Source organism: Brevundimonas sp., assembly GCF_041648615.1.
Classification (GTDB): Bacteria; Pseudomonadota; Alphaproteobacteria; order Caulobacterales; family Caulobacteraceae; genus Brevundimonas.
This window is the reverse complement of record NZ_JBAZOS010000001.1, coordinates 49860-70279: the sequence shown is the minus strand read 5'-3', so window position 1 is coordinate 70279 and position 20420 is coordinate 49860. Positions and strand designations below refer to the sequence as shown.

Genomic DNA, 20420 nt, shown 5'->3' with positions numbered 1-20420 from the left:
GCGCCAGCCTGCTAACGCAGGCGCATGAAGCCCCAGACCGTGGATGTCCTGATCGTCGGCGCCGGCGCGGCCGGGATGATGTGCGCCATCGAGGCGGGGCGGCGCGGGCGCTCCGTGCGGGTGATCGACCATGCGCGGGCGCCGGGGGAGAAGATCCGCATCTCGGGCGGGGGGCGGTGCAATTTCACCAACCTGGGGACCGGGCCGGGAAATTTTCTCGGCGAGAACCCGCGGTTCGCGACCTCGGCCCTGAAGCGGTTCACGCAGCATGACTTCGTCAAGCGGGTCGACCGGGCGGGGATCGCCTGGCACGAGAAGACCCTGGGGCAGCTGTTCTGCGACGACTCGGCGAAACAGATCATCCGCCTGCTGACCGACGACATGCGGGCGGCGGGGGTTGAGCTGTCGCTGGGGGTCTCGGTCGAGCGGGTCGAGCGCGCGGGCGACGGGTATGAGGCGGCGCTGTCGGACGGGTCGGTGGTGCGGGCGCGGGCGCTGGTGCTGGCGACCGGGGGCAAGTCGATCCCCAAGATGGGGGCGACGGGCTGGGCCTATGACGCGGCTCGGGGGTTCGGGCTGCGGGTGACGGAGACGCGGCCGGCGCTGGTCCCGCTGACCTTCGAGGCGGGGCTGCTGGAGCAGCTGACGCCGCTGGCGGGGGTGGCGGTGGATGCGGTGGTCTCCACGGCCTCAAGTAGCCCGCAGGGCGGTAGGCCCACTTTCAAGGAGGCCATGCTGTTCACGCATCGCGGGCTGTCGGGGCCGGCGATCCTGCAGATCAGCTCCTACTGGCGCGAGGGCGAGGCGATCACCGTGGCCATGGCGCCGGGCGAGGACGTGTACGCCCGGCTCAAGGCGGCCAAGGAGGAGAACGGGAAACAGATGGTGCATACGGCCATGGGGCACATCGTCCCGCGCCGGCTGGCCGAGAGCGTCTGCGAGCGTGAGGGCGTCAAAGGCAAGCTGGCCGAGGTCGGGGACAAGACCCTGCGCCGGCTGGACGCGGCGGTGAACGCCTGGACGGTCAAGCCGGTGGGGTCCGAGGGCTATCGCACCGCCGAGGTGACGCTGGGCGGGGTCGATACGGCGGCGCTGGACCAGCAGACGATGGAGGCGAAGGCCGCGCCCGGGCTGTACGTCATCGGCGAGGCGGTCGATGTGACCGGCTGGCTGGGCGGGTACAATTTCCAGTGGGCCTGGTCGTCGGGCTGGGCGGCGGGGCAGGTTTGCTAGGGCATGGGGTGTGGGGGATGGGGTGTGGGGTGTTCCCCTCTTCACCCCCGCCCCCTAGAAGCTGATCCCCAGTCTCCACACCCCACCCCCCACACCCCACATCCCATGCCCTTCACCGCCACCGTCCTGACCATGTTTCCCGAGGCGTTTCCGGGGCCGCTCGGCGTGTCGCTGATCGGCACGGCGTGGCGCGAGCGCGGGCTCTGGAGCCTTGAAACGGTTGACATTCGGGCCTTTTCCACAGATACGCGCGGCTTCCTGGACGACACCCCCGCGGGTGGCGGGCCGGGAGCCGTGCTGAAAGCGGACGTGGTGGCCAGGGCGCTCGACAGCGTTTCGGGCCCGCCCCGGCCGCTTTTGTACATGAGCGCCCGGGGTCGGCCCCTGACCCAGGCGCGCGTCAAGGACTGGGCCAAGGCGGACGGGATCACCGTCCTCTGCGGCCGGTTCGAGGGGGTGGATCAGCGCGTGCTGGACGCGCGCGGGTTCGAGGAGGTCTCCGTCGGAGACGCGGTTCTCGCCGGCGGCGAGGCGGCGGCGATGGTGGTGATCGAGGCGTGCGTGCGATTGATCCCCGGGGTGCTGGGCCAGGCCGAGAGCCTGAGTTCGGAAAGCTTCGAGGACGGTCTTCTGGAACATCCGCAGTACACGCGACCGCGGACGTTCGAGGGGCTGGAGATACCCGAGGTTCTTCTGTCGGGCGACCACAAGAAGGTCGCACAATGGCGCGAAGAGCAGCGGCGAGCGACGACCCGGGAGCGGCGGCCAGACCTCTGGGCGGCGTATCCGGACAAGACAAATGCGGGACTTGAGCCCGCCAAATCACAGGTAAAGAGCGCAAAAGCTCGAGGAGAATAGAATGAACATCCTTCAGACGATCGAAGCCGAAGAAAAAGCCCGCCTGGTCGCCATCCGCGCGATCCCCGACTTCCAGCCCGGCGACACGCTGCGGGTCATGGTCAAGATCAAGGAAGGCGAGCGCGAACGCATCCAGGCCTTCGAGGGCGTGTGCATCGCCCGCGCCGGCGGCGGGATCAACGAGAATTTCACCGTGCGCAAGATCAGCTTCGGCGAGGGCGTCGAGCGCGTCTTCCCGCTGATGTCGCCGAACATCGACGCCATCGAAGTGAAGCGTCGCGGCGTCGTGCGGCGCGCCAAGCTGTATTACCTGCGTGACCGTCGCGGCAAGTCGGCCCGGATCGCCGAGAAGCAGACCGTGCGTCCGGTCAAGGGCGTGGTGGTGCCGGAGACCGGCAAGGCCGAAACGGCCGCCGACACCGAAGCATAATCCGCTTTCGGCCATCAGAATGACGAGGGCCCCGGCGGAAACGCCGGGGCCTTTTTCGTGTCGGGCGCGGCGCGAACGGCGCGGCGCCGGCGTCTTCCCTTCGGCAAGCGAAGCCGCTATGGCCGCCCTCGTGTCAGCCCGTTCGCCCGAGCCCTGGTCGTTGTTCCGTTCGCTGGCGTTCCTCGCCGCGACGTTCGCCATCATGCTGGGCGCCATGCTGCCCTCGGCCGTGGCCGCAACGGCCGCCACGGGTTCTCCGGTCATGCTGTGCTCCGGCGACGAGATCTTCGTCGTCGATGGCGGTGCAACGCGGCCTGAAAAGCCTTCGCCGATGGACAGCCTGACGTGCGCGTCCTGCATCCTGGCCGCCTTCACCACCCTGCCCCCGCCTCCGCCCGTCCATCCCGTCGTCCCGCCGCGCATCGCGGCCGTACAGCCGACAGCGGTCCGGACCAGCCTGCCCCCGCGCTGCGCGCGTCCGGGCCCGCGCCCGCCGTCCACCGCTCCGCCCCAGGCCTGAACAGCCCAGTCCGTCCGCGCGCCCTCGCATCGTCGGCGCGCCCGCTCCCCTGTTCAGGAAATGATCCATGTCCCTCGAGACCACCGCGGCGCCGTGCGCGCTGCTGCTCGCCGCCGCCCTGGCGGCCCCCGCCCTCGCCCAATCCGCGCCTGATCCGTCCGGCGTAACGACGCTGGACAGCGTCATCGTCACCGGCGTCCGCAATCCCGAGGACCCGCCCGTCGTCGCCGACGCCCGCGCCCTGCTGAGCCGCACGCCCGGCGCCGTCGCCGTCGTCTCGTCGGAAAGCTTCGAGACCCGCTTCGCCCAGGGCTTCTCCGACACGCTGCGCAACGTGCCAGGCGTCCTGGCCCAGAAGCGCTATGGCGAGGAAAGCCGACTCTCCATCCGCGGCTCGGGCATCGCCCAGGGCTTCCACCAGCGCGGGGTCCTGTTCGCCCAGGACGGCGTCCCCTTCGCCGACGCCGACGGCTTCTCGGACTTCCAGGGGGTGGATCAGCTGAGCGCCCGCTACATCGAGGTCTACAAGGGGTCCAACACCCTGCGGTTCGGCGGGGCCCAGCTGGGCGGGGCGATCAATCTGGTCACCCCCGCCGGGCGGACCGCCGCTGACGATCTGGTGCTGCAGCTGGAAGGCGGATCGTTCGGCTTTCGCCGGGTGCACGGCGAGGTCGCCGGCGAACGAGGCGACTGGGACGCCTTCGTCAGCGTCACGGCCATGGAAGCCGACGGCTACCGTCAGCAAAGCGACCAGAGCCAGGGCCGGCTGACCGCCAGCCTCGGACACAGTTTCGGCGAGGACCGGGAGGTCCGCCTGATCGTGCAGGCCGCCGACATCCAGCAGTCGGTTCCCGGCGCGCTGACCCTCCAGCAGGCCCTGACCACGCCCCGGATGGCGCCGGCCAACAACATCCTCAACGACAACGCCCGCGACCAGACCCTGAGGCGGCTGACGCTGCAGACGCGCTGGCGGTTCGACGACAACACCCTGTTCGAGGGCGCGATCTGGGGCTGGGAGAAGTCGCTCTATCACCCGATCTTCCAGGTGGTGGATCAGGAAAGCGAGACGCGCGGCGCCTTCGCCCGCATCGACTGGACCGGCGCCGTCGGCGGCCTGCGGGCAGACGCCTTCTACGGCCTCAGCTGGCGCGACGGCCAGGTCGACGCCCTGCGCTACGTCAATGTCCGCGGCTTCCGCGGCGCCCTGACGACGAACGGCTTTCAGGAGGCCGACGGCCTGGACGTCTTCGGCGAGGGACGGCTGTTCGTCACCGACCGTCTGGCCCTGGTCGCCGGCGGCTCATACGGCCGCGCCACGCGTGACTATGTCGACCGGCTGAACGCCGCCAACAACGACGGCGTCGACTATGAGTGGTTCTCGCCGCGTCTCGGCCTGTTGTGGGACTCCGGAGAGGGCGTCCAGGTCTTCGCCAATGTCACGCGCTCGGTCGAGCCGCCGACCTACGGCGCCCTGGTCCAGGCGCCGCTGACCGGCTTCACCCCGGTGGATATCCAGGACGCCTGGACCGCCGAGGCCGGAACGCGCGGCCGCCGCGGGGCCTTCGCCTGGGATCTGACGATCTATCGCAGCGAGATTGACGGCGAGATCCTGAATTTCATCGTCGGACCCGACGTCCCGGCCGCCACCTTCAACGCGGACGAGACGGTGCACCAGGGCGTCGAGGCGGGGCTGGACTGGCGCCTGCCGGTCGAGCTGGCGGACGGGTCGATGCTGCTGCGCCAGACCTATGCGTTCAGCGATTTTCACTTCGTCGACGACGCGCGCTGGGGCGACAACACCCTGCCCGTCGTGCCCGAACATCAGTACCGGGCCGAGCTGACCTGGCGGCATCCGTCGGGGCTGTTCGTGACCCCCTCGGTGGAGTGGCGCATCTCGGACGTCCAGGTCGACTACGCCAACACGCTGAAGGCGCCGGCCTACACCCTGCTGGGCCTCAACGCCGGTTTCGCGCTGGGTCAGGGGGCGACGATCTATGTCGATGCCCGCAACCTGACGGACGAGCGATATGTGGGCGAATTCTCCGCCGTCACCGACGCCCGCACCGCCTCGACCGCGGCCTTCTTCCCGGGCGAGGGTCGCTCGGCCTTCGTCGGCCTGCGCCTGACCTGGTGATCCGAAACCGGGGCGGGCCGGAAGGTCCGCCCCGACGGAGTTCAAGATGACAGAATACAAACCTGATCGTCCCCTGTCGGGGGCCTTTCGCGCGGTGTGGCGCTGGCATTTTTACGCCGGCCTGCTGGTGCTGCCCTTCCTCATGCTGATGGCGCTGACCGGCGCCCTCTATCTGTTCGCGGACGAGATCGACGGCGCGGTCTATCGCGACCTGTCCCGCGTCGCGCCGCGCGCCGCCGCAGCCTCGCCCGACCGCTGGGCGGCCTCCGCCGAAGCCGGGCTGGGCGGCGCGGTGGCCAATGTGCTGGTCCCGGCCGGACCGGGCGAGGCCGTCCGCCTGACCGTCAACCGGCCGGACGGCGGCAAACGCACCGCCTTCGTCGATCCCCACGACGCGCAACTGATCGGATCGACCCCGTTCGGCGGGGTGATGGAGACGGTCAAACAGTTGCACAGCCTGATCCTGCTCGGGCCCTGGGCCAACTATGTCGTCGAGATCGTCGCGGGCTGGGCCATCATCCTGGTCGCGACCGGACTGTTCCTGTGGTGGCCGCGCGGACGCGGCGTCGGCGTGGTGGCGATCAAGGCCGGGGACCCGGGACGTCGCCCGTTCTGGCGCGACCTGCATGCGGTCACCGGACTGTACGCGGGCGGCGTCATCGCCTTCCTCGCCCTCACCGGAATGCCGTGGTCGGCCTTCTGGGGCGACCAGTACATGGCCTGGGTGAAGGATCACGGCCTCGGCCGACCGGCGGCTCCGAGCGCCGCCAGCCCCTTCGCCCACGCCGAACATCGGGACGCCCCGGCGGGCGTCGGCTGGACCATGGAGGGGATGGTCATGCCCGGCCCCCCCGCCGGCCCGGGGCGACTGTCCACGGTGATCGCCACCGCGGAGCGGCAAGGTCTGGCCCGGCCCTGGATGGTGTCGATCCCGTCCGATCCCGGCCTGGCCTGGACCGTCGCGCGGCAGGTGCGGCAGGTCGAGGACACGCGCGCCCTGTATATCGATGCGACCACCGGGGCGGTGCGGGCCGACATCCGCTACGGCCAGTTCGGGGTCGGAGCGAAGGCCTTCGAATGGGGCATCGCCGTCCATCAGGGTACGCAATACGGCTGGATCAACCGTTCCGTCATGCTGGGCGGCTGCATCGGCATCTGGCTGCTGGCGATCAGCGGCGTGATGATGTGGTGGAAGCGTCGCCCGCCCCGGCTTTCGAAGGGCCGGCTCGGCGCGCCCGAGGCGCCGCCGGGACCCCGGGTCCGCGCCGCCGTGCTCGGCATCGTCCTGCCCCTGGCCATCCTCTTTCCCCTCACCGGCCTCAGCCTGATCGTCGCCCTCGCGCTCGAGCGGGCCGTGTCGCTCCTGCGTCGCCGTTTCGCTTTCACCTGAAGGACCCCAGACCCATGAAACACCTGCTCGTTCCCGCCGTCCTGCTGGCGCTCGCCGGCTGCGACCGGCCCCCGGCCGCCGACACCCCGGCGGTCGTCTCCCCGTCCGACGCCCTCTGCCGGCCGACGCCCAACGGCCGCGACATCACCGGCTGCTATCTGACCCTGACATCGAGCCGTGACGATCGCCTGGTGTCGGTCGCCAGTCCCGCGGCGGCCGAGGGCCAGATCCATGAGATGAAGATCGTGGACGGCGTCATGTCGATGGCAGAGCTCAAGGACGGTCTCGCCCTTCCGGCCGGCGAAGCGGTCGTCCTGCGGCCGGGAGGCGACCACATCATGCTGCTGGGGGTCAAACAGCCGCTGAAGGCCGGCGAACAGGTCTCGCTGACGCTGACGTTCGAGCATGCCCAGCCGCTGGGGATCCGCGCCGTTGTCGGACAGCCGCAGCGGCCGGGCCAATAATGCGATCGTGGTCTTCGGGGCGCGACTCCCTCCCCTCGCGGGGAGGGAGTCGCGCCGGGATCAGTTCGGATGCAGGCGGTTGTCGGCGTCCTTCTGGCCTTCCAGGCTGCGCTTGAGGTCGCGCATCTGGTCGTGGCCGTCCTTCACCGTGCCGTAGGCGCGGCGGATGGTTTCGCGGGTGGTGGACGAGACGTTGGAGTCCTCAAGGGCGGTTTCGAACTTGCCCTTGATGAAGTCCTCGCCGTTCTCGACCGAGTTCACCACGGCCTGTTCGTCTCGCAGCAGGGCGTGTTTGACGTCCAGGAAGGCGCGGTGGGCCTTGGCCAGGATGGTGCCGTCGTCCTCGGGATCGCCGCCGAGGCTGCGGACGGCGCCCTGAAGGTCGGAGGCGACCTGCTGGCGCTCGAAGCTGCGGGCCTCGAACAGGGTGCGATAGTTGGGCTTGTCCGTTTCCTTCGCCGCTTCGCGATAGCCGTCGGCGCTGTCGATGGTGGTCTCGATCAGGCTGTTCAGGACATGGATGTCGTGATGGTTGGGCGTGCTCATGGGATCGGCCTTCACTGTTGGGAGGAGACCTGAAAGCGCGGAGCCGCCGCAAAAGGTTTCAGCTTCGCCGTTCTACAATTTCGTGCGCAGCGACCAGAGCTCGGGGAAGCAGCGGCGCTGCAGCGTCTCGGTCAGATAGGCGACGCCCTCGGTGCCGCCGGTGCCGCGGCGACGCCCGATGATGCGTTCGACGGTGACGACATGCTTGTGCCGCCAGGTCAGCAGGGCGTCGTCCAGATCGACCAGTTTCTCCGCCAACTGGTAGAACGGCCACCAGCGGGTGGTGTCGCGATAGACCTCCAGCCAGGCGGCCTCGACGCCCTCGGACGGCGTCCACGGCTGGCTGACGTCGCGGTGCAGGGCCTCGGCCGGGACCGGCAGGCCGGCGGCGGCGAGCTGATGCAGGGCGTCGTCATAGAGGCTGGGCGCGGCCAGGGCGGCGCGCAGGGCGGCGTGGGCCTCGGGCCGGTCCTCGTGGAAGCGAAGGAAGCGCTCGTCCTTCAGTCCCAGCATGAATTCCAGACGGCGGAACTGGTCGCTCTGGAAACCGGACGACGAGCCCAGCACGCCGCGGAAGCGCAGATAGTCCGCCGGGGTCATGGTGGCCAGGATGTCCCAGCTCATGGTCATGACGGCCTGGATGCGGCTGACGCGGGCGAGGCTCTTGTAGGCGGGAACCAGGTCGCCGGCGCGGACCAGGGTCCCGGCCAGGGTCACCTCGTGCAGGATCTGTTTGAGCCACAGCTCCTTGGTCTGGTGGATGATGACGAACAGCATTTCGTCGTGCTCGTCCGAGACCGGATGCTGGGCGGCCAGCAGGTCGTCGAGGGCCAGATAGCTGGCGTAGGTGAGGTCGGAGGGATGGGCGGGCGCGTCGGTCATCCGCGACCTATCGCGCGGGCGGAGCCCCGGCTCAAGAGCGGGTCAGCGCCCGTCGTCGCCCCGGCCGTCACCCGCGTCGTCGCGGCCCGGGTCCAGCGAGTTGTCGACCCGGTCGTCCCAGCCTTCGCGATCCGACTTGAAGGCCAGCCCCATCAGCACCCAGGCGAGGGTCACCGTGCCGAGAACGCCCAGCAGCAGGGCGATCCAGCCATGCAGCGGCAGGTCTCCCCCGCCGATCATCTTCCAGAACAGGCTGATCAGACCGGTGGCGGCCGCCGAGACGCCGGCGGCGATCAGGAGGTTGCGCAGAAAGCGGACGGCCATGCAGGAGCTGTAGCGACCCGGGGCGCGGGATGCGAGCGGATAGCTGTGCGTGCAAAGGCCGCGCCCCGGAGCCGTCGGGACGGCGGCCGCGGATCAAGGCGTCCGCGAGGCCGGGCTAGCGCTGGACCCACTGGCCCTGGGCGTTGCGGTACCACTGGCCCGAGCTGATGCGGGGCAGGAGCTGACCTTCGAACATCCGGGCGCCGGCGACGTCGGCCGTGGTGCCGGCCGCCTGGGCGCTGCGGGCGTAGGCCTCGCGCCGCGCGGCGTTGGTGGCCTGGACCGCCTGGGTCAGGGCCGGGTCGGACGCCGGGACGCGGAAGCCGAGATAGCCGTCGGCCTGTTCGCCGACCGCGCCTTGCGCCTTGGCGGCGTCAATCATCGACTTCTGGGCGGAAGTCTGGGCGAAGGCCGCGCCCGCGGCGACGCCGAGAGCCGCGACGGCCGCGGCGACGACGAAGAACTTGCGGAAAGACATCTGGGTCAACTTTCGCGTCAGAACAGGTTGGGGTTTTCGACGAGGAGGTCCTGCAGCTCCTTGTCGAGACGCACGCGAACGTCGGCGTCCAGTTTGGCGTAGATCTGGATCGGATCGACCTGCAGCCGGATCGTGGGCGTGCAGGCGCTCGCTCCAAGGGCGGCGACGAGGCCGAAAAGGGCGAGGCGTGTGCGCGTCCGGGTCATGGTCGGTGGTCTCCGGTCTTCAATCCACGGCGACTTAACGCCCCGGCGGGTGAACGGGTTCTGAACGAAGATGGCGGCGGGATCACGGCGTCTCCGGCGAGGGAGTCGGAACATCCGAAGTCTGGCCGTTGCGGGCGCGGTTCATCTGCAGCAGATCGCCGACCAGCTGGTTGAGGTTCAGGGTGGTGTCCAGCGTCAGATCGATCCCGGTGCCGGACGGCAGGGGCAGTTCGCGGTTCAGGAACTCCCGGCTGATGAAGTCGGCGAGCGAGATGCGCAGTTCCTGTTGAACCGGCGGATCGTGGCGGCCGCGGATGCGGAACAGCACGCCGATCCGGCCTTCGTCGAGACTGTTCACCTCGGCCGAGAGCAGGTCGAAGGACAGATTCTCCATCGCCTGATAGGCGAGGTCCTGGATGGTGTTGGGCGGCACGGCCTCGCCGCCGCCGCCGGCCTCGAGCCCGCTGAGAGCCTCGCGGGCGATCGACAGACGGCCGGGCTGGACGGCGGCCAGGGTTCCGCCGGTGATGCGGACGCCGCCCTCCCGCGTCGAGGTGAAGGGCAGGCGGCCCGAGACGAGGGCGTCGAGCTTGACCTTTTCGCCGAAGCCCGCGCCGGCGATGATGTCGCCCAGCTGAACCTTGTCGAGAACGATGACGCCGGTGATCGGCTGGGTCGGGTCCAGCGAGACGGCGAAGGGCTCAATGCTGACGCGGCCGCCGGCCACGGCGAGGTCTCCGGCCTGGATGGTCACCGCCGCCTTGTCGAGGCCGAAGGTCAGTTCGATGTCCGTCAGCGGCGTGACCGAGTCCAGACTGTCGGCCGTGAGGCGCTGGCCGGGCGCGGCCGTCAGCGGGGCCAGGTTGATGAAGTCGACCGTTCCGCGCAGCCCCTTCACCGGGCCGGCCGGGCTGACGAAGTCGAGGCCGGGGATGGTCAGGCGGCCGGAGCTGGTCCCCGCCTCGTCCGCGCGCCAGTCGATGCGGCCGCTGAAGCCGACCGAGCCGACCGCCGGCGAGGCGACGAAGTCGGCGACCAGGGGGCTGAGATCGGCGGGCTGCAGGCCGCCCTCGGCGAAGACCAGCGAAGGGGCGTCGATGACGATCCCCCCCGCGCCGGCGCCGCCGTCATGGGCGAGGGTCAGACGGCCGAGGGCCGCGCCGTTGCGGGTCAGGTCGAAGGCGCCGGTCCAGTCCTCGCCGCTCATACGGGCCGAACCGGCGGCGGCGAGGGGATTGAAGCGCAGGGGCGTGGTCGCATCCACGACCGAGGCGCTGGCGACGCGGACGTCGAGATCGATGCCCGCGGGGCGTCCGACGGCGGTGAAGCCGCCCTGGATGTCCCGGAAGCCAAGGGCGAGGAAGGGGGCGTTGGCGCTGAAGCCCTGCATCGATCCGTCGGAGCGCCAGCCGCCGTCGGCGATGCTGGCTAGGGGGCGGGCCGCGGGGCAGATCTGGCCGGCGAGATCGGTGACGTCGCTCTCGTCCAGTTCCAGACGTTCGACCGTGACGGGGCCGCAACCCGCGGCGACATAGGTCACGCGACCGTTTGACGAGGTCAGCTCGCCCCGGGTCTGGACGACGATCCCCCTCGCGAGGCCGAAGTCGAGGGCGGCGCGGCCGTCCAAAGTCGCGGTGAAGCCGTTCGGGGTCAGGCGCCAGGCGGGAATGGCGAAGGCGGCCTCGGGCAGGCCCCGGCCCCGGGTCGCGCTCAGGCTGAGAGCCCCGCCTCCGGCCTGACCGCGCGCGGCGGCGAAGATGGGCGTGGCGGCGGGATGCAGGGTCAGGACGCCGCCGTTGGCGGGCCGCAGGGTCGCGGGACGGGTCAGGGCGACGCGGGCGCCCGAGGAACCGGCGGTGAGGCTGAAGGCCGGAATGTCGACGGCGAAGGCCGACAGCGCCTGTTTCATCCCGGCCAGTTCGGGCACGTCCTCAGACCCGGTCGGGCCGAACAGCGGCCAACTGCCCCGCGCCGCCGCGAGCGATCCGGTCGCCTCGACGCGCAGTCCGCCGTCGGCGACGAGGTCGAGACGGCCGCCGCCGCTTACGCCGTTCAGGACCAGATCATCCCACGCCAGACGCGTCGCCGACAGGGACAAGGGTCCCTCGGCCTCGAACGCGGCGTCGCGGCCCCCGAGCAGGAAACGGGTCGAGTTCAGGGTCAGGGCGGTCCCGTCGAGGCCCCCGCCGGACGCACGGGCGGCGGAGGCGGTCGCGGGACCTTCCAGCCGCCAGCCCACGCCCCTGGCGTCGCGGTTGAGCACCGCCCGGGCGCGATCCAGACGGAGCCGGGCCGTCGAGACGGAGGCGGGCCCCTCGATCCGGGCGGCCCGGGCGTCGAGGTCGCCGACGCCGTCGATGCGGAAGGTTTCGATCCAGCCGGCGGTCTGGCCCGCGAATTTCAGGCGGACCTCAGCGCCCCGGGCGGTGGTCTCGCCCGAGGACAGGCGGGCCGCCGTAAAGGCGCCGTTCACGGCGGCGCGGCCGTCGCCCCGGCGCCCCTTCAGATCGGGATAGGGCAGGTTTCCGGTGAGGACGAGTTGGGCGGTCTCGCCTTCGAGCCCTGGCAGCGCAGCCCGTTCGGCGGCGGCGTCGAGCCGGACGACGATGCGGTCGCCGGTGGTGGTCAGGTCGACGGCGGCCTGCAGGCCGCGCGCCTCGATATCCCCGCTCTTGAAGGCGGCGGCGGGCATGCGGGCGGTCAGCCGCATCAGCTTGCCGTTGTCGATCCGCGCGTCGCCGAGGATGTTGGTCGGGCCGTAGTCGGTGTCGAGTCGCACCCGGGCGCTTTCGACGATGACGAGGGGGCTGCGACTGTCGGGCCGGGGCGGCTGGCCGGTGAAGCGTTCGACCAGCGGGTCCAGCGAGCCGAAGGTCAGCTTGCCGCCGCGCACGCTGGCGCGGACCACCGGGCGGACCAGACGGATTCGCGTCGGGGTGACGCCAAGCCCCCCCTTCGACCAGGGGGCGGCGAGGCCATAGTCGACCTCGACCCGTTCGATGGTCACATCGGGGTTGGCGGGATCGCCGATGCGGACGCTGGCGACGAGGCTGTCCATCTCCAGCCGTTCGATCTGCATATCGGCGTCCACGCCCTGCTGCTCCAGCCAGCCGATCAGAACCTGGCGCGTGGCGGCGCGGCGATTGAGCCACAGCATGGCGACAAGGATCAGCAGAACGCCCAGCACGGCGCCCGCGACAATCAGCACGGGGCGGCCGCGAGGACGCCGGGGAACGGGGGCGGGCGAAGCGTCGGCGCTCATGAGCCGCTCATAGCCGGACGGGACGCCTTGCGGGAAGCCCGCTGAACAAAGCGTGGAAACGGTCGAATACTATAAGCGTGTCTGTCGAAGCACGGTTGAGTGGCGCATCGGCCACTTTGAATGCAACCAGAGTCGGGCCGGGATGGATCACACACGTCAGAGCCGACTCCTGTTCGCACCATCGCGAATACACTGTTCAAGTCGCACGATATTCTCTCGGCTCACGCAAGCTTTACCGGCGCGAACGGCTCCGGTTAACGGTCTGTAACGAACCTTCTTCCCATGTTGGGACGGACGGGCTATAGGGCCTGTCTTCGCGGCGGGGGCTGTTCCGGCGCGAAGCTTGCTTCCAGTGGCTTGGCGCCGAACGGCGTCGTCGTTTTTCGGGGACCGATGGCTCAGTTCGATCCACGTCGCCAACCGATGCGCATCGCGCCTCACGCCCTCACGGCGGTGGCCGCGATCTCGGTGGCGCTCCTTGCCGGACGCGTATACCAACCCGCGAAAGCGCAAGAGGCTCCGCCTCTCACGCAGATTCAAATTTCCGCTCTCGCCGATCAGGCGTTCGCCGCCGCCGGGACCCCGGCCGGCCTGACCACCCCGGAAGCCATTCCGGTCCAGATTCGCCGCGGCGAGACCTTCGAGCAGGCCGTGCGCCGCACCGGCATCGCGCCGGAAGAAGCCTCCGCCGTCGCCGCCACCCTTTCAAACGCCATGGACGTCACCGCGATGCGGGTCGGCCAGCGCTTCGAAACCGCCATCTCCAAACCGCGCGGCGGCCGGGGCGACGCCCGCCTGATCGGCCTGACCATGCGCACGGGCCCCGCGACCCAGTTGACCGTCTCGCGCAGCTTCGACGGCGCCCTGCGCCTGCGCGCCCTGGAAGAGAAGGTCACGCACGAGACCGTGGTCCTGACCGGCAAGGTCGAGGGCTCGCTGTCGCGCACGGCGCGGCGCGAAGGCGCCCCGGCCGACGTCGCCCGCGCCGCCGGCCGCCTGTTCTCGCACAAGTTCGACATGGATCGGGACATCCGGTCGAACGACGAATTCACCTATGTGTTCGGCCGCACCGTCACGGAAAACGGTCGCACCATCGGCACCGACGGTCTGCTCTACGCCGAACTGAAGGGCGTGGCCTTCTACCGCTTCCAGCCCGCCGGGGCGAAGGAGCCGCAGTATTTCGACGCCACGGGCAAGAACACCCGTTCGGCCTTCATGCGCACGCCGCTGGAGCGGGGCTTCCGGGTCTCGTCCTCGTTCGGCTTCCGCCGTCACCCGATCGCCGGCTATCGCAAGATGCACCAGGGCATCGACTTCGCCGCGGGCATGGGCACGCCGGTGGTGGCGCCCGCCGACGGCGTCGTCGTCGAGGCGCGCCGCTGGGGCGGCTATGGCAACTGGCTTCGCATCCGCCACGCCAACGGCCTGGACAGCGGCTACGGTCACCTGTCGCGCTACGCCTCGGGCGTCCGCGCCGGCCAGCGCGTCCGTCAGGGCCAGATCGTCGCCTATGTCGGCTCGACCGGCGCCTCGACCGGGCCGCACCTGCACTATGAACTCTGGCGCGGCGGCCAGCGGATCAATCCCGCCGGCGTGCGCACCACCGAGGGCACCATCCTCGCCGGGGCCGACCTGACCGCTTTCAAGGCCGAAAAGGCCCGCATCGACCGCATCCGCGCCGCCGGCGGCGAACGCCGCCCGCAGGTCCAGCGCGCGGCCCTGGCGGCTCCCGCCGCCCCGACGTCGGCCGGCCTGCGACCCGCCCAGGGCTAGGTCTCCTCAACCCTCCGCATGGGCCGCCGCGATCAGGGCGTCATCGATCCCGCGCGCCCGGACGGCCGCCTCACGCTGGAACAGCCGACCCGCGTAGGCCTTGAAGGCGTCCCGCTCGGGGATGGATTTGAACTGCAGGCCCCAGCCGATCTGGCTGCCCAGATAGACGTCCAGCGCGCTGAACCGGTCGCCCAGAAGCCAGGGCCCGCCGCTGCTGGTCACGGCGTATTCGAGCGCGTCGACCACCTGGTCGAAACTGCCGTAGCCGGCCATGGCGGCCTTGTCGGCCGGGGCCAGAAGGTTCAGCGACCGGGCCGTCACCGCCGCCTCCAGCGGTCCCGCGCCGAAGAACATCCAGCGCAGATAGGGGCCGCGTTTCGGGTCGTCGAGTGACGGAGCCAGACCGGCTTCGGGAAAGGCGTCCGCCAGATAGGCGCAGACGGCCGCGCATTCGGTGACGGTCACGCCGCGATGGGTGATGGCCGGCACCTTGCCCATCGGATTGATGGCCAGATACTCGGGGGCCTTCATCGTCGTGCCGTAATCCAGCACCACGGTGCGGTAGGGGCGGCCGACCTCCTCCAGCATCCAGCGCGCGATACGCCCGCGCGACATGGGGTTGGTGTAGAAGACGATCTCGTCGGACGGCTGGCTCATTGTGACCTCCCTCGCGTTTGCCCCGGCAAGCTAGACTCAAAGACGGCATGGAACAAAGGCGAAACATTCTGAAGGGGCTGGCCGCCGGCGCGGCGCTCTGGAGCGCGGGGTCGGGCGCGTGGGCGCAGACCCCCTTCCGCTCGGGCCGCGTCACCGTGACGACGCGCGGGCGGGGCCCCGACATCGTCCTGATCCCCGGCCTGGCCTCGACGGCCGAGGTGTGGCGCGGGCTGGCGGCCCAGCTTGAAGGCCGACGGCGGCTGCATCTGGTCTCGGTGCGCGGTTTCGGCGATCTGGCGGCCCAGGGCAACGCCGACGGTTCGGTCATGCCCGGCGTGGCCAATGAGGTGCGCCGCTATATCACCGAGCAAGGACTCGATCGGCCCGCCATCATCGGCCACTCGATGGGCGGCCAGGTCGGCATCCGGGTCGCGGCCGACGCCGGCGCGCGTGTGGGGCGCGTCATGGCGGTGGACTCCTCGCCCTTCTTCGCCGCCCTGATCAGCCCGGCGGCGACGGTCGGCGACGTCGAGCCGATCGCCCAGCTGGCCTATCAGGCGATCCAGTTCCTGGGCGACGAGGCGCTGCGGACCCGGGGACGGTCCATGGGCCTGGACCTGGGCGGGGCGACGGACGCGGTGTTCGGCTCCATGGGCTGGCAGGGCGGCGACCGCCGGGTGCTGGCCCAGTCGCTGTACGAGGTGATGACGGTCGATCTGCGCCGCCGCCTGCCCGACATCACAGCGCCCGTGACGGTGGTCTATGGCTGGAGCGCCGACCAGAATTCGCCGCGCGCCCGGGCCGACAGCCTGTTCCGCGGGGCCTATTCGCGCCTGCGCCGGCCCGCGACCTTCGAGCGGATCGAAGGGGCCGAACATATGGTGATGATCGACCAGCCGCGGCGGTTCCTGGCGGCGGTAGAGCGGTTCCTGGCCTAGTCGGCGTCGGGCTGGACGTCCGGATGGGCGGCGGCGAAGGCGGGATGCTGTTTCGCCGCCTCGTCGATGGCCAGCAGGCGCGGGAAGGCGTCCAGGGCGACATTGAAGCGCCGGGCGGAATAGATCTGCGGGATCAGATAGCAGTCGGCCAGGGTCGGGGCGTCGCCGAAACACCAGCCCGCGCCCTGCCGCGCGACCAGCGCTTCGAGGGCGGTGAAACCGGGAACGATCCAGCGGGCGGCCCAGGCGTCGACGGCCGCCTGATCCGCGCCGAAGGTTTCGCGCAGGGCCTTGCCGACGCGCAGGTTGTTGAGCGGATGGATGTCGCAGCCGATTACCGCAGCCATGGCGCGGACCTGCGCACGCTCGACCGGATCCGCGGGAAGCAGCGGCGGTTGCGGATGGGTCTCCTCCAGCCATTCGAGAATGGCGGGGCTCTGGGTCAGGACGGCGCCGTCCACCTCGAGCGCGGGCACCATGCCCTGCGGGTTGAGGGCGACGAAGACGTCGGAACCCTGGGCTCCGGTGCGCAGGTCGACGCCCTGCTGGTCGTAGCTCACGCCCTTCAGATTCAGCGCGATACGGACGCGATATGCGGCGCCCGAGCGCCAGTAGCCGTGCAGGATCATCGCGGCTTCACCGTGAAGACGAGCGGCTCGAGACCGCCGATGGAGGCCTCGACCCGGTCGCCGGGCTGCAGCGGGCCGACGCCTTCCGGCGTGCCGGTGAAGATCAGATCGCCGGGCCGCACGTCCCAGAGGGTGCGCGCCTTGGCGAGGATTTCATCGGGGTTCCAGACCATGTCGTCCAGCCGGCCCGACTGGCGGACCTCGCCGTTCACCGACAGGGCGATGAGGGCCGCCGGATCCGGCAGGGGGCCTGGGGTGATCGGACCGCAGGGAGCGGACTGGTCGAAGCCCTTGGCCGCGTCCCACGGACGGCCCTTGTCCTTGGCGGCGGCCTGGAGGTCGCGCCGGGTCAGGTCGCAGCCGACGGCCCAGCCGGCGATCGTCCCGCCGACGCCGACGGCGCAGACCAGCTCGACCTCGTGGTGCAGGTTCGCGGTGGCCAGGGGAAAGACCGGATCGGCCCCATCGACGACCACGGCGTCGGCGGGCTTGGTGAAGAAGAAGGGCTCCGCGCGGTCATGGCCCATCTCGCGGGCGTGGGCGGCGTAGTTCTGACCCACGCACAGGATGCGCCGGACGGGGAAGCGTTGCGGACTCCCGTGGATCGGCAGGGAGGGGGTCGGGGCGGGTGAGAACAGCCAGTCGGTCATGGTGTCTGTCTATGCCCGGATGCGGCGCTTCGCCACCCGTCGGAAATGGTGCGATGCGGAACCGGCGCCGCGCGGTGGCGTTTCCGCTATGAATTCTATATTTAACAGCCAAGCTTGAACACCGGAGCGCGCATCATGGCCACGACCAAGGCGGCACGAACTGCCGTAAAGAACGACCTCAATACCCTGAAGGACGACCTGAAGGTGCTGGGCGCCGAGGAAAAGGCGCGCCTGCGCGAGAAAGCCGCCGAGGCCGAAACCCGCGTGCGCGCCAAGGCCGCGGAGGCCGAAGCCCGGCTGCGCGAACAGTCCGAGGTCATGCGTGACCGCGCCCGCGGCTATTACGACACCGCCCGCGTCCGCGGTCAGGAATACTATGACGAGGCGCAGGAGCGCTTCGACGAAGCCCAACGCTACATCACCGAGCGGGTGCAGGAGCGTCCCGTCCAGTCGACCGCCATCGCGCTCGGCGTCGGCGTTGTGCTGGGTCTGCTGCTCGCGGGCCGTCGCCGCTGATGTTCGGCGCAGGACTGGCCAGGGGTCTGGTCAAGAAAGCCGTCGCGGCTGCGGCCGCGGCGGGGGCCGCCCTTGTGGCTGTCCTGGCGCTGGGAGCGACGATCTTCTTCGCCCTGCAGCTGGTCGTCGTGCCTCTGGCGGCGGCGGCGATCACCTTCCTGCTGTTCGGCCTGATCGCTGTCGGGGTGGCGACGATGTTCGTGGTCCGCAGCGAAGCCGAGGACGACCTGGACGATGACGAGCCGGTCGGGCTGGGCCAGCGCGCCTACAGCCTGTTCCGCCAGCGCCCCATCCTCGGGACCGTGGCGGCTCTGGCCGGCGGCTGGATCTTCCTCCGGAATCCGGCCCTGGCCACCATGGTCGCGGCCGCCTTCACCGAGAAGCCCCACGGACGGCGCCGCGGGTAAGCGGAACGGCTCCGGTTCCGGAACGTTGGTCAGGCGGGCGCGGCGGGGTTGTCGCTCCTTGATCCATCGCTCTGGAAGGAACCGCTGATGCTTCGTTGGGCTCTCATCTTTCTCGTTCTGGCGCTGGTCGCCGGCGCCCTCGGCGCCGGAGGCGTCGCCGGGCTTTCGATGAACATCGCCTATGTGCTGTTCGTCGTCTTCATCATCCTGCTGATCGTGCATTTCGTCACGGGCAGGGGACGCCGGATCTAGACCGGCTCAAACCGAACCATACGGACGAGGCCGCGGTCGCTCAGACCGCGGCCTTTTCCTTTTCACCCGCCACATTCGGATCGGGCGCGGTGGCGGTCATGCGGGTGTCCTGGCGACGGGGCAGCGTCCAGGTCCGGCTGGGATTGAACCCCTCGCCGTCCCAGGCGATGGCGGTCACCGTGATGTTGTGGGCGTCCCATTCGATCTGGTTGAAGCTGGGCGGCGCCCCGCGTTCGCGGTGCGACAGGGTCCCGCAACCGATCGCATAGGAGCAGTGGTCGCCCAGGCCGATGGGCAGGGCGAAGGGCACGTGGACGTGACCGGTGGCGATGATGTCCACGCCGGCCTCGGCGAAGATCAGCGCGGCCGCCTCCCCGCGCTTGACCTCGCCGGTCATCGGCGTGCCGATCATCTCGACCAGAGGATGGTGGCAGGCGAGGATGCGCAGGGCGCCGACCGGGGCCTGGCGCAGGGCCTCGGCGGCCTTGCGGGTCTGCATCAGGTCGATGACGCCCTTGGACCAGTTGGGCCGGGCCTGCCAGCCGCGCGCGGTGACGACGCCGCGCACCATGACCGTGGGGCTGAGGAACTGGTGGTCGTGAGCCGGGTGGCCGGTGGCCTTTTCGAACGCCTTCCAGGGCGCGAACAGCCGCGCGAACAGGCTCCAGTAGGGAACGTCGTGATTGCCGACGATGACGAAGCGCGGATCCGGCATCTGGTTGATCCATCGGCCCGCCGCCTCGAACTCCTCCGGAAACCCCTGTTGGGTGATGTCGCCGGTGATCAGGACCAGGTCGGGCGCATTGGCGTGCGCATACTCCAGCGCGGCGGCGCACGCATGCTGGTGTTCACAACCGAAGTGGATGTCCGAGAACTGGAGAATCCGCCCCACTAGACCGCGTCCCCGGACGCGGACGGCGCGGGGGCCAGGGCCTGGAAGGCGTTTCGGATGAATTTCACCCTGGCCTCATGGGACAGCAGGATCGGTTCGCCATCGATCACGGCCGGGATGCGCGAACGGGCGTGGACGGTGGCGCGCTGGATCGCCTTGGTGGTCACGGCGGGGTCCTGCCGCCAATCGCTGAACACAGCGTGCGCAGCCAGCCGGAAGGCCTGGGCGGCGTCGGAAGGATTCATGGCGGCGGCCTCCAGGCCCGTGTTCTCATCCATGGCTTTCGAGATGAGGGGGCTGATCAGCACCAGCGCTTCGGCCTTGCGGTCCGCCTTCCCGTCCAGCGAGAAGCGCATCTTGCCCGAAAAGGCGCGGCGCAGGGCGCGGCGCCCATACATCCAAGCCAGCTTCAGATGGCCATCCCGTACAGCCTCGCGCGCCGGGGCCCACAGGGCGGGCGAGCCGAGGATGGCGGCGCAATAGAAGACCCGCGAGGTCTGGCCGTCTGAAACCTCGCCCCCGGCGACGCACTGCGGCGCGCCGTGCTCGAGCGCGAGCCGGAGGGCGGCCTTCCAGTCGGCGGTGCCGTACAGCGCCTTGGGCAGCATATTCATGGTGCCGCCCGGCAGCGGCGCGATCAGGGGCCCGTCGGGTCCCGCGCGCGAGGCGATCGTGCCCGCGGTGCCGTCTCCCGCCAGAACGAACAGAACATCGGGCCGGGCGTCGAGAGCGGCCTGGATCTGGCCGTCGAAGCCGCCGGAGTCCAGAGCGACCACGGATGCTTCGCAGCCATAGTCAGCCAGGATCGCCTCGGCCTCCTGCGCCGCGTTCGGACCCACGCCGCCCGCCTGCGGATTGACCAGCAAGATGATCCGCCCCAGGGCGACATGGGTCGTCAGCGCGCGCGGTTCGACGGCCGCGCCATTCGGCGCGGCCGTCGGATCAACGGTCGTGTTCAAGGCGTCTGTCATGCCGCCCG

At 70.2% G+C, this 20420-nt stretch carries 23 protein-coding genes; 12 read left to right on the top strand and 11 right to left on the bottom strand.

From position 1 onward, the window contains the following. The first annotated feature begins 24 nt into the window (after positions 1-24). From WC555_RS00370 to WC555_RS00340, 7 genes are all read left to right on the top strand, one after another. Complete coding sequence (locus tag WC555_RS00370) at positions 25-1233, top strand: NAD(P)/FAD-dependent oxidoreductase (protein ID WP_373250242.1); 1209 nt, start codon at positions 25-27, stop codon at positions 1231-1233. A gap of 105 nt (positions 1234-1338) precedes the next feature. Then, positions 1339-2091, top strand: a complete 753-nt coding sequence (gene trmD, locus WC555_RS00365; protein ID WP_373250241.1) for a tRNA (guanosine(37)-N1)-methyltransferase TrmD — start codon at positions 1339-1341, stop codon at positions 2089-2091. Between the two features lies 1 nt (position 2092). Next, the gene (rplS, locus tag WC555_RS00360) at positions 2093-2521 is read left to right on the top strand and encodes a 50S ribosomal protein L19 (protein WP_373250240.1); all 429 of its coding nucleotides are present in this window, start codon (positions 2093-2095) and stop codon (positions 2519-2521) included. Between the two features lie 118 nt (positions 2522-2639). Then, the gene (locus WC555_RS00355; protein WP_373250239.1) at positions 2640-3041 is read left to right on the top strand and encodes a DUF2946 family protein; all 402 of its coding nucleotides are present in this window, start codon (positions 2640-2642) and stop codon (positions 3039-3041) included. A gap of 67 nt (positions 3042-3108) precedes the next feature. Next, a complete protein-coding gene (locus tag WC555_RS00350; protein ID WP_373250238.1) occupies positions 3109-5175 on the top strand; it encodes a TonB-dependent receptor family protein in 2067 nt (688 codons plus the stop codon). Positions 5176-5221: 46 nt separating this feature from the next. Next, positions 5222-6565 carry a PepSY-associated TM helix domain-containing protein gene (locus tag WC555_RS00345; RefSeq protein WP_373250237.1) on the top strand — a complete coding sequence of 448 codons (1344 nt, stop codon included), beginning with the start codon at positions 5222-5224 and terminating at the stop codon, positions 6563-6565. A 14-nt stretch (positions 6566-6579) separates the two neighbouring features. Next, complete coding sequence (locus tag WC555_RS00340) at positions 6580-7029, top strand: copper chaperone PCu(A)C (protein WP_373250236.1); 450 nt, start codon at positions 6580-6582, stop codon at positions 7027-7029. Between the two features lie 60 nt (positions 7030-7089). Here the strand turns inward: WC555_RS00340 and WC555_RS00335 are convergent, their stop codons facing one another. From WC555_RS00335 to WC555_RS00310, 6 genes are all read right to left on the bottom strand, one after another. Then, on the bottom strand, positions 7090-7575 hold the full coding sequence (locus tag WC555_RS00335) for a PA2169 family four-helix-bundle protein (protein WP_373250235.1): 486 nt from the start codon (positions 7573-7575) through the stop codon (positions 7090-7092). Between the two features lie 72 nt (positions 7576-7647). Next, positions 7648-8457, bottom strand: coding sequence for a tryptophan 2,3-dioxygenase (locus WC555_RS00330; protein ID WP_373250234.1), 810 nt, complete (start codon positions 8455-8457; stop codon positions 7648-7650). 42 nt (positions 8458-8499) lie between these two features. Further along, the gene (locus WC555_RS00325) at positions 8500-8781 is read right to left on the bottom strand and encodes a hypothetical protein (protein WP_373250233.1); all 282 of its coding nucleotides are present in this window, start codon (positions 8779-8781) and stop codon (positions 8500-8502) included. A gap of 115 nt (positions 8782-8896) precedes the next feature. Then, positions 8897-9259, bottom strand: a complete 363-nt coding sequence (locus WC555_RS00320; RefSeq protein ID WP_373250463.1) for a YdbL family protein — start codon at positions 9257-9259, stop codon at positions 8897-8899. A gap of 17 nt (positions 9260-9276) precedes the next feature. Next, complete coding sequence (locus tag WC555_RS00315) at positions 9277-9465, bottom strand: YnbE family lipoprotein (protein WP_373250232.1); 189 nt, start codon at positions 9463-9465, stop codon at positions 9277-9279. An 82-nt stretch (positions 9466-9547) separates the two neighbouring features. Then, on the bottom strand, positions 9548-12727 hold the full coding sequence (locus tag WC555_RS00310) for a YdbH domain-containing protein (RefSeq protein ID WP_373250231.1): 3180 nt from the start codon (positions 12725-12727) through the stop codon (positions 9548-9550). Between the two features lie 423 nt (positions 12728-13150). Here WC555_RS00310 and WC555_RS00305 point away from each other — a divergent pair, with 423 nt between their 5' ends. Next, positions 13151-14500 (top strand): peptidoglycan DD-metalloendopeptidase family protein, encoded by a 1350-nt coding sequence (locus WC555_RS00305; RefSeq protein ID WP_373250230.1) that lies wholly within the window; start codon positions 13151-13153, stop codon positions 14498-14500. A 6-nt stretch (positions 14501-14506) separates the two neighbouring features. Here the strand turns inward: WC555_RS00305 and WC555_RS00300 are convergent, their stop codons facing one another. Then, positions 14507-15157: a glutathione S-transferase family protein gene (locus WC555_RS00300; protein ID WP_373250229.1), complete on the bottom strand. Its 651-nt coding sequence runs from the start codon at positions 15155-15157 to the stop codon at positions 14507-14509. A gap of 47 nt (positions 15158-15204) precedes the next feature. On the opposite strand from WC555_RS00300, the gene WC555_RS00295 reads away from it, so the two are divergent. Beyond that, positions 15205-16095, top strand: a complete 891-nt coding sequence (locus WC555_RS00295) for an alpha/beta fold hydrolase (RefSeq protein WP_373250228.1) — start codon at positions 15205-15207, stop codon at positions 16093-16095. On the opposite strand, the gene maiA is transcribed toward WC555_RS00295, so the two are convergent. Then, on the bottom strand, positions 16092-16724 hold the full coding sequence (maiA, locus tag WC555_RS00290; RefSeq protein ID WP_373250227.1) for a maleylacetoacetate isomerase: 633 nt from the start codon (positions 16722-16724) through the stop codon (positions 16092-16094). The two genes, WC555_RS00295 and maiA, sit on opposite strands and share 4 nt — an antisense overlap. Beyond that, positions 16721-17374 carry a fumarylacetoacetate hydrolase family protein gene (locus WC555_RS00285; RefSeq protein ID WP_373250226.1) on the bottom strand — a complete coding sequence of 218 codons (654 nt, stop codon included), beginning with the start codon at positions 17372-17374 and terminating at the stop codon, positions 16721-16723. The genes maiA and WC555_RS00285 overlap by 4 nt, the downstream gene beginning before the upstream one ends. A gap of 135 nt (positions 17375-17509) precedes the next feature. Here WC555_RS00285 and WC555_RS00280 point away from each other — a divergent pair, with 135 nt between their 5' ends. The 3 genes from WC555_RS00280 (at position 17510) to WC555_RS00270 (ending at position 18549) form a co-directional block, all read left to right on the top strand. Beyond that, the gene (locus WC555_RS00280; RefSeq protein ID WP_373250225.1) at positions 17510-17890 is read left to right on the top strand and encodes a DUF883 domain-containing protein; all 381 of its coding nucleotides are present in this window, start codon (positions 17510-17512) and stop codon (positions 17888-17890) included. Further along, positions 17890-18297, top strand: coding sequence for a hypothetical protein (locus tag WC555_RS00275; RefSeq protein WP_373250224.1), 408 nt, complete (start codon positions 17890-17892; stop codon positions 18295-18297). Before WC555_RS00280 ends, WC555_RS00275 begins: the two co-directional genes overlap by 1 nt. Positions 18298-18384: 87 nt before the next feature. Beyond that, positions 18385-18549 carry a DUF1328 family protein gene (locus tag WC555_RS00270; protein ID WP_082559993.1) on the top strand — a complete coding sequence of 55 codons (165 nt, stop codon included), beginning with the start codon at positions 18385-18387 and terminating at the stop codon, positions 18547-18549. Between the two features lie 40 nt (positions 18550-18589). Here WC555_RS00270 and WC555_RS00265 read toward each other — a convergent pair whose 3' ends face one another. Further along, the gene (locus tag WC555_RS00265; RefSeq protein ID WP_373250223.1) at positions 18590-19441 is read right to left on the bottom strand and encodes a metallophosphoesterase; all 852 of its coding nucleotides are present in this window, start codon (positions 19439-19441) and stop codon (positions 18590-18592) included. Next, positions 19441-20400: a diacylglycerol kinase family protein gene (locus tag WC555_RS00260; protein ID WP_373250222.1), complete on the bottom strand. Its 960-nt coding sequence runs from the start codon at positions 20398-20400 to the stop codon at positions 19441-19443. The genes WC555_RS00265 and WC555_RS00260 overlap by 1 nt, the downstream gene beginning before the upstream one ends. Between the last annotated feature and the right edge of the window lie 20 nt (positions 20401-20420).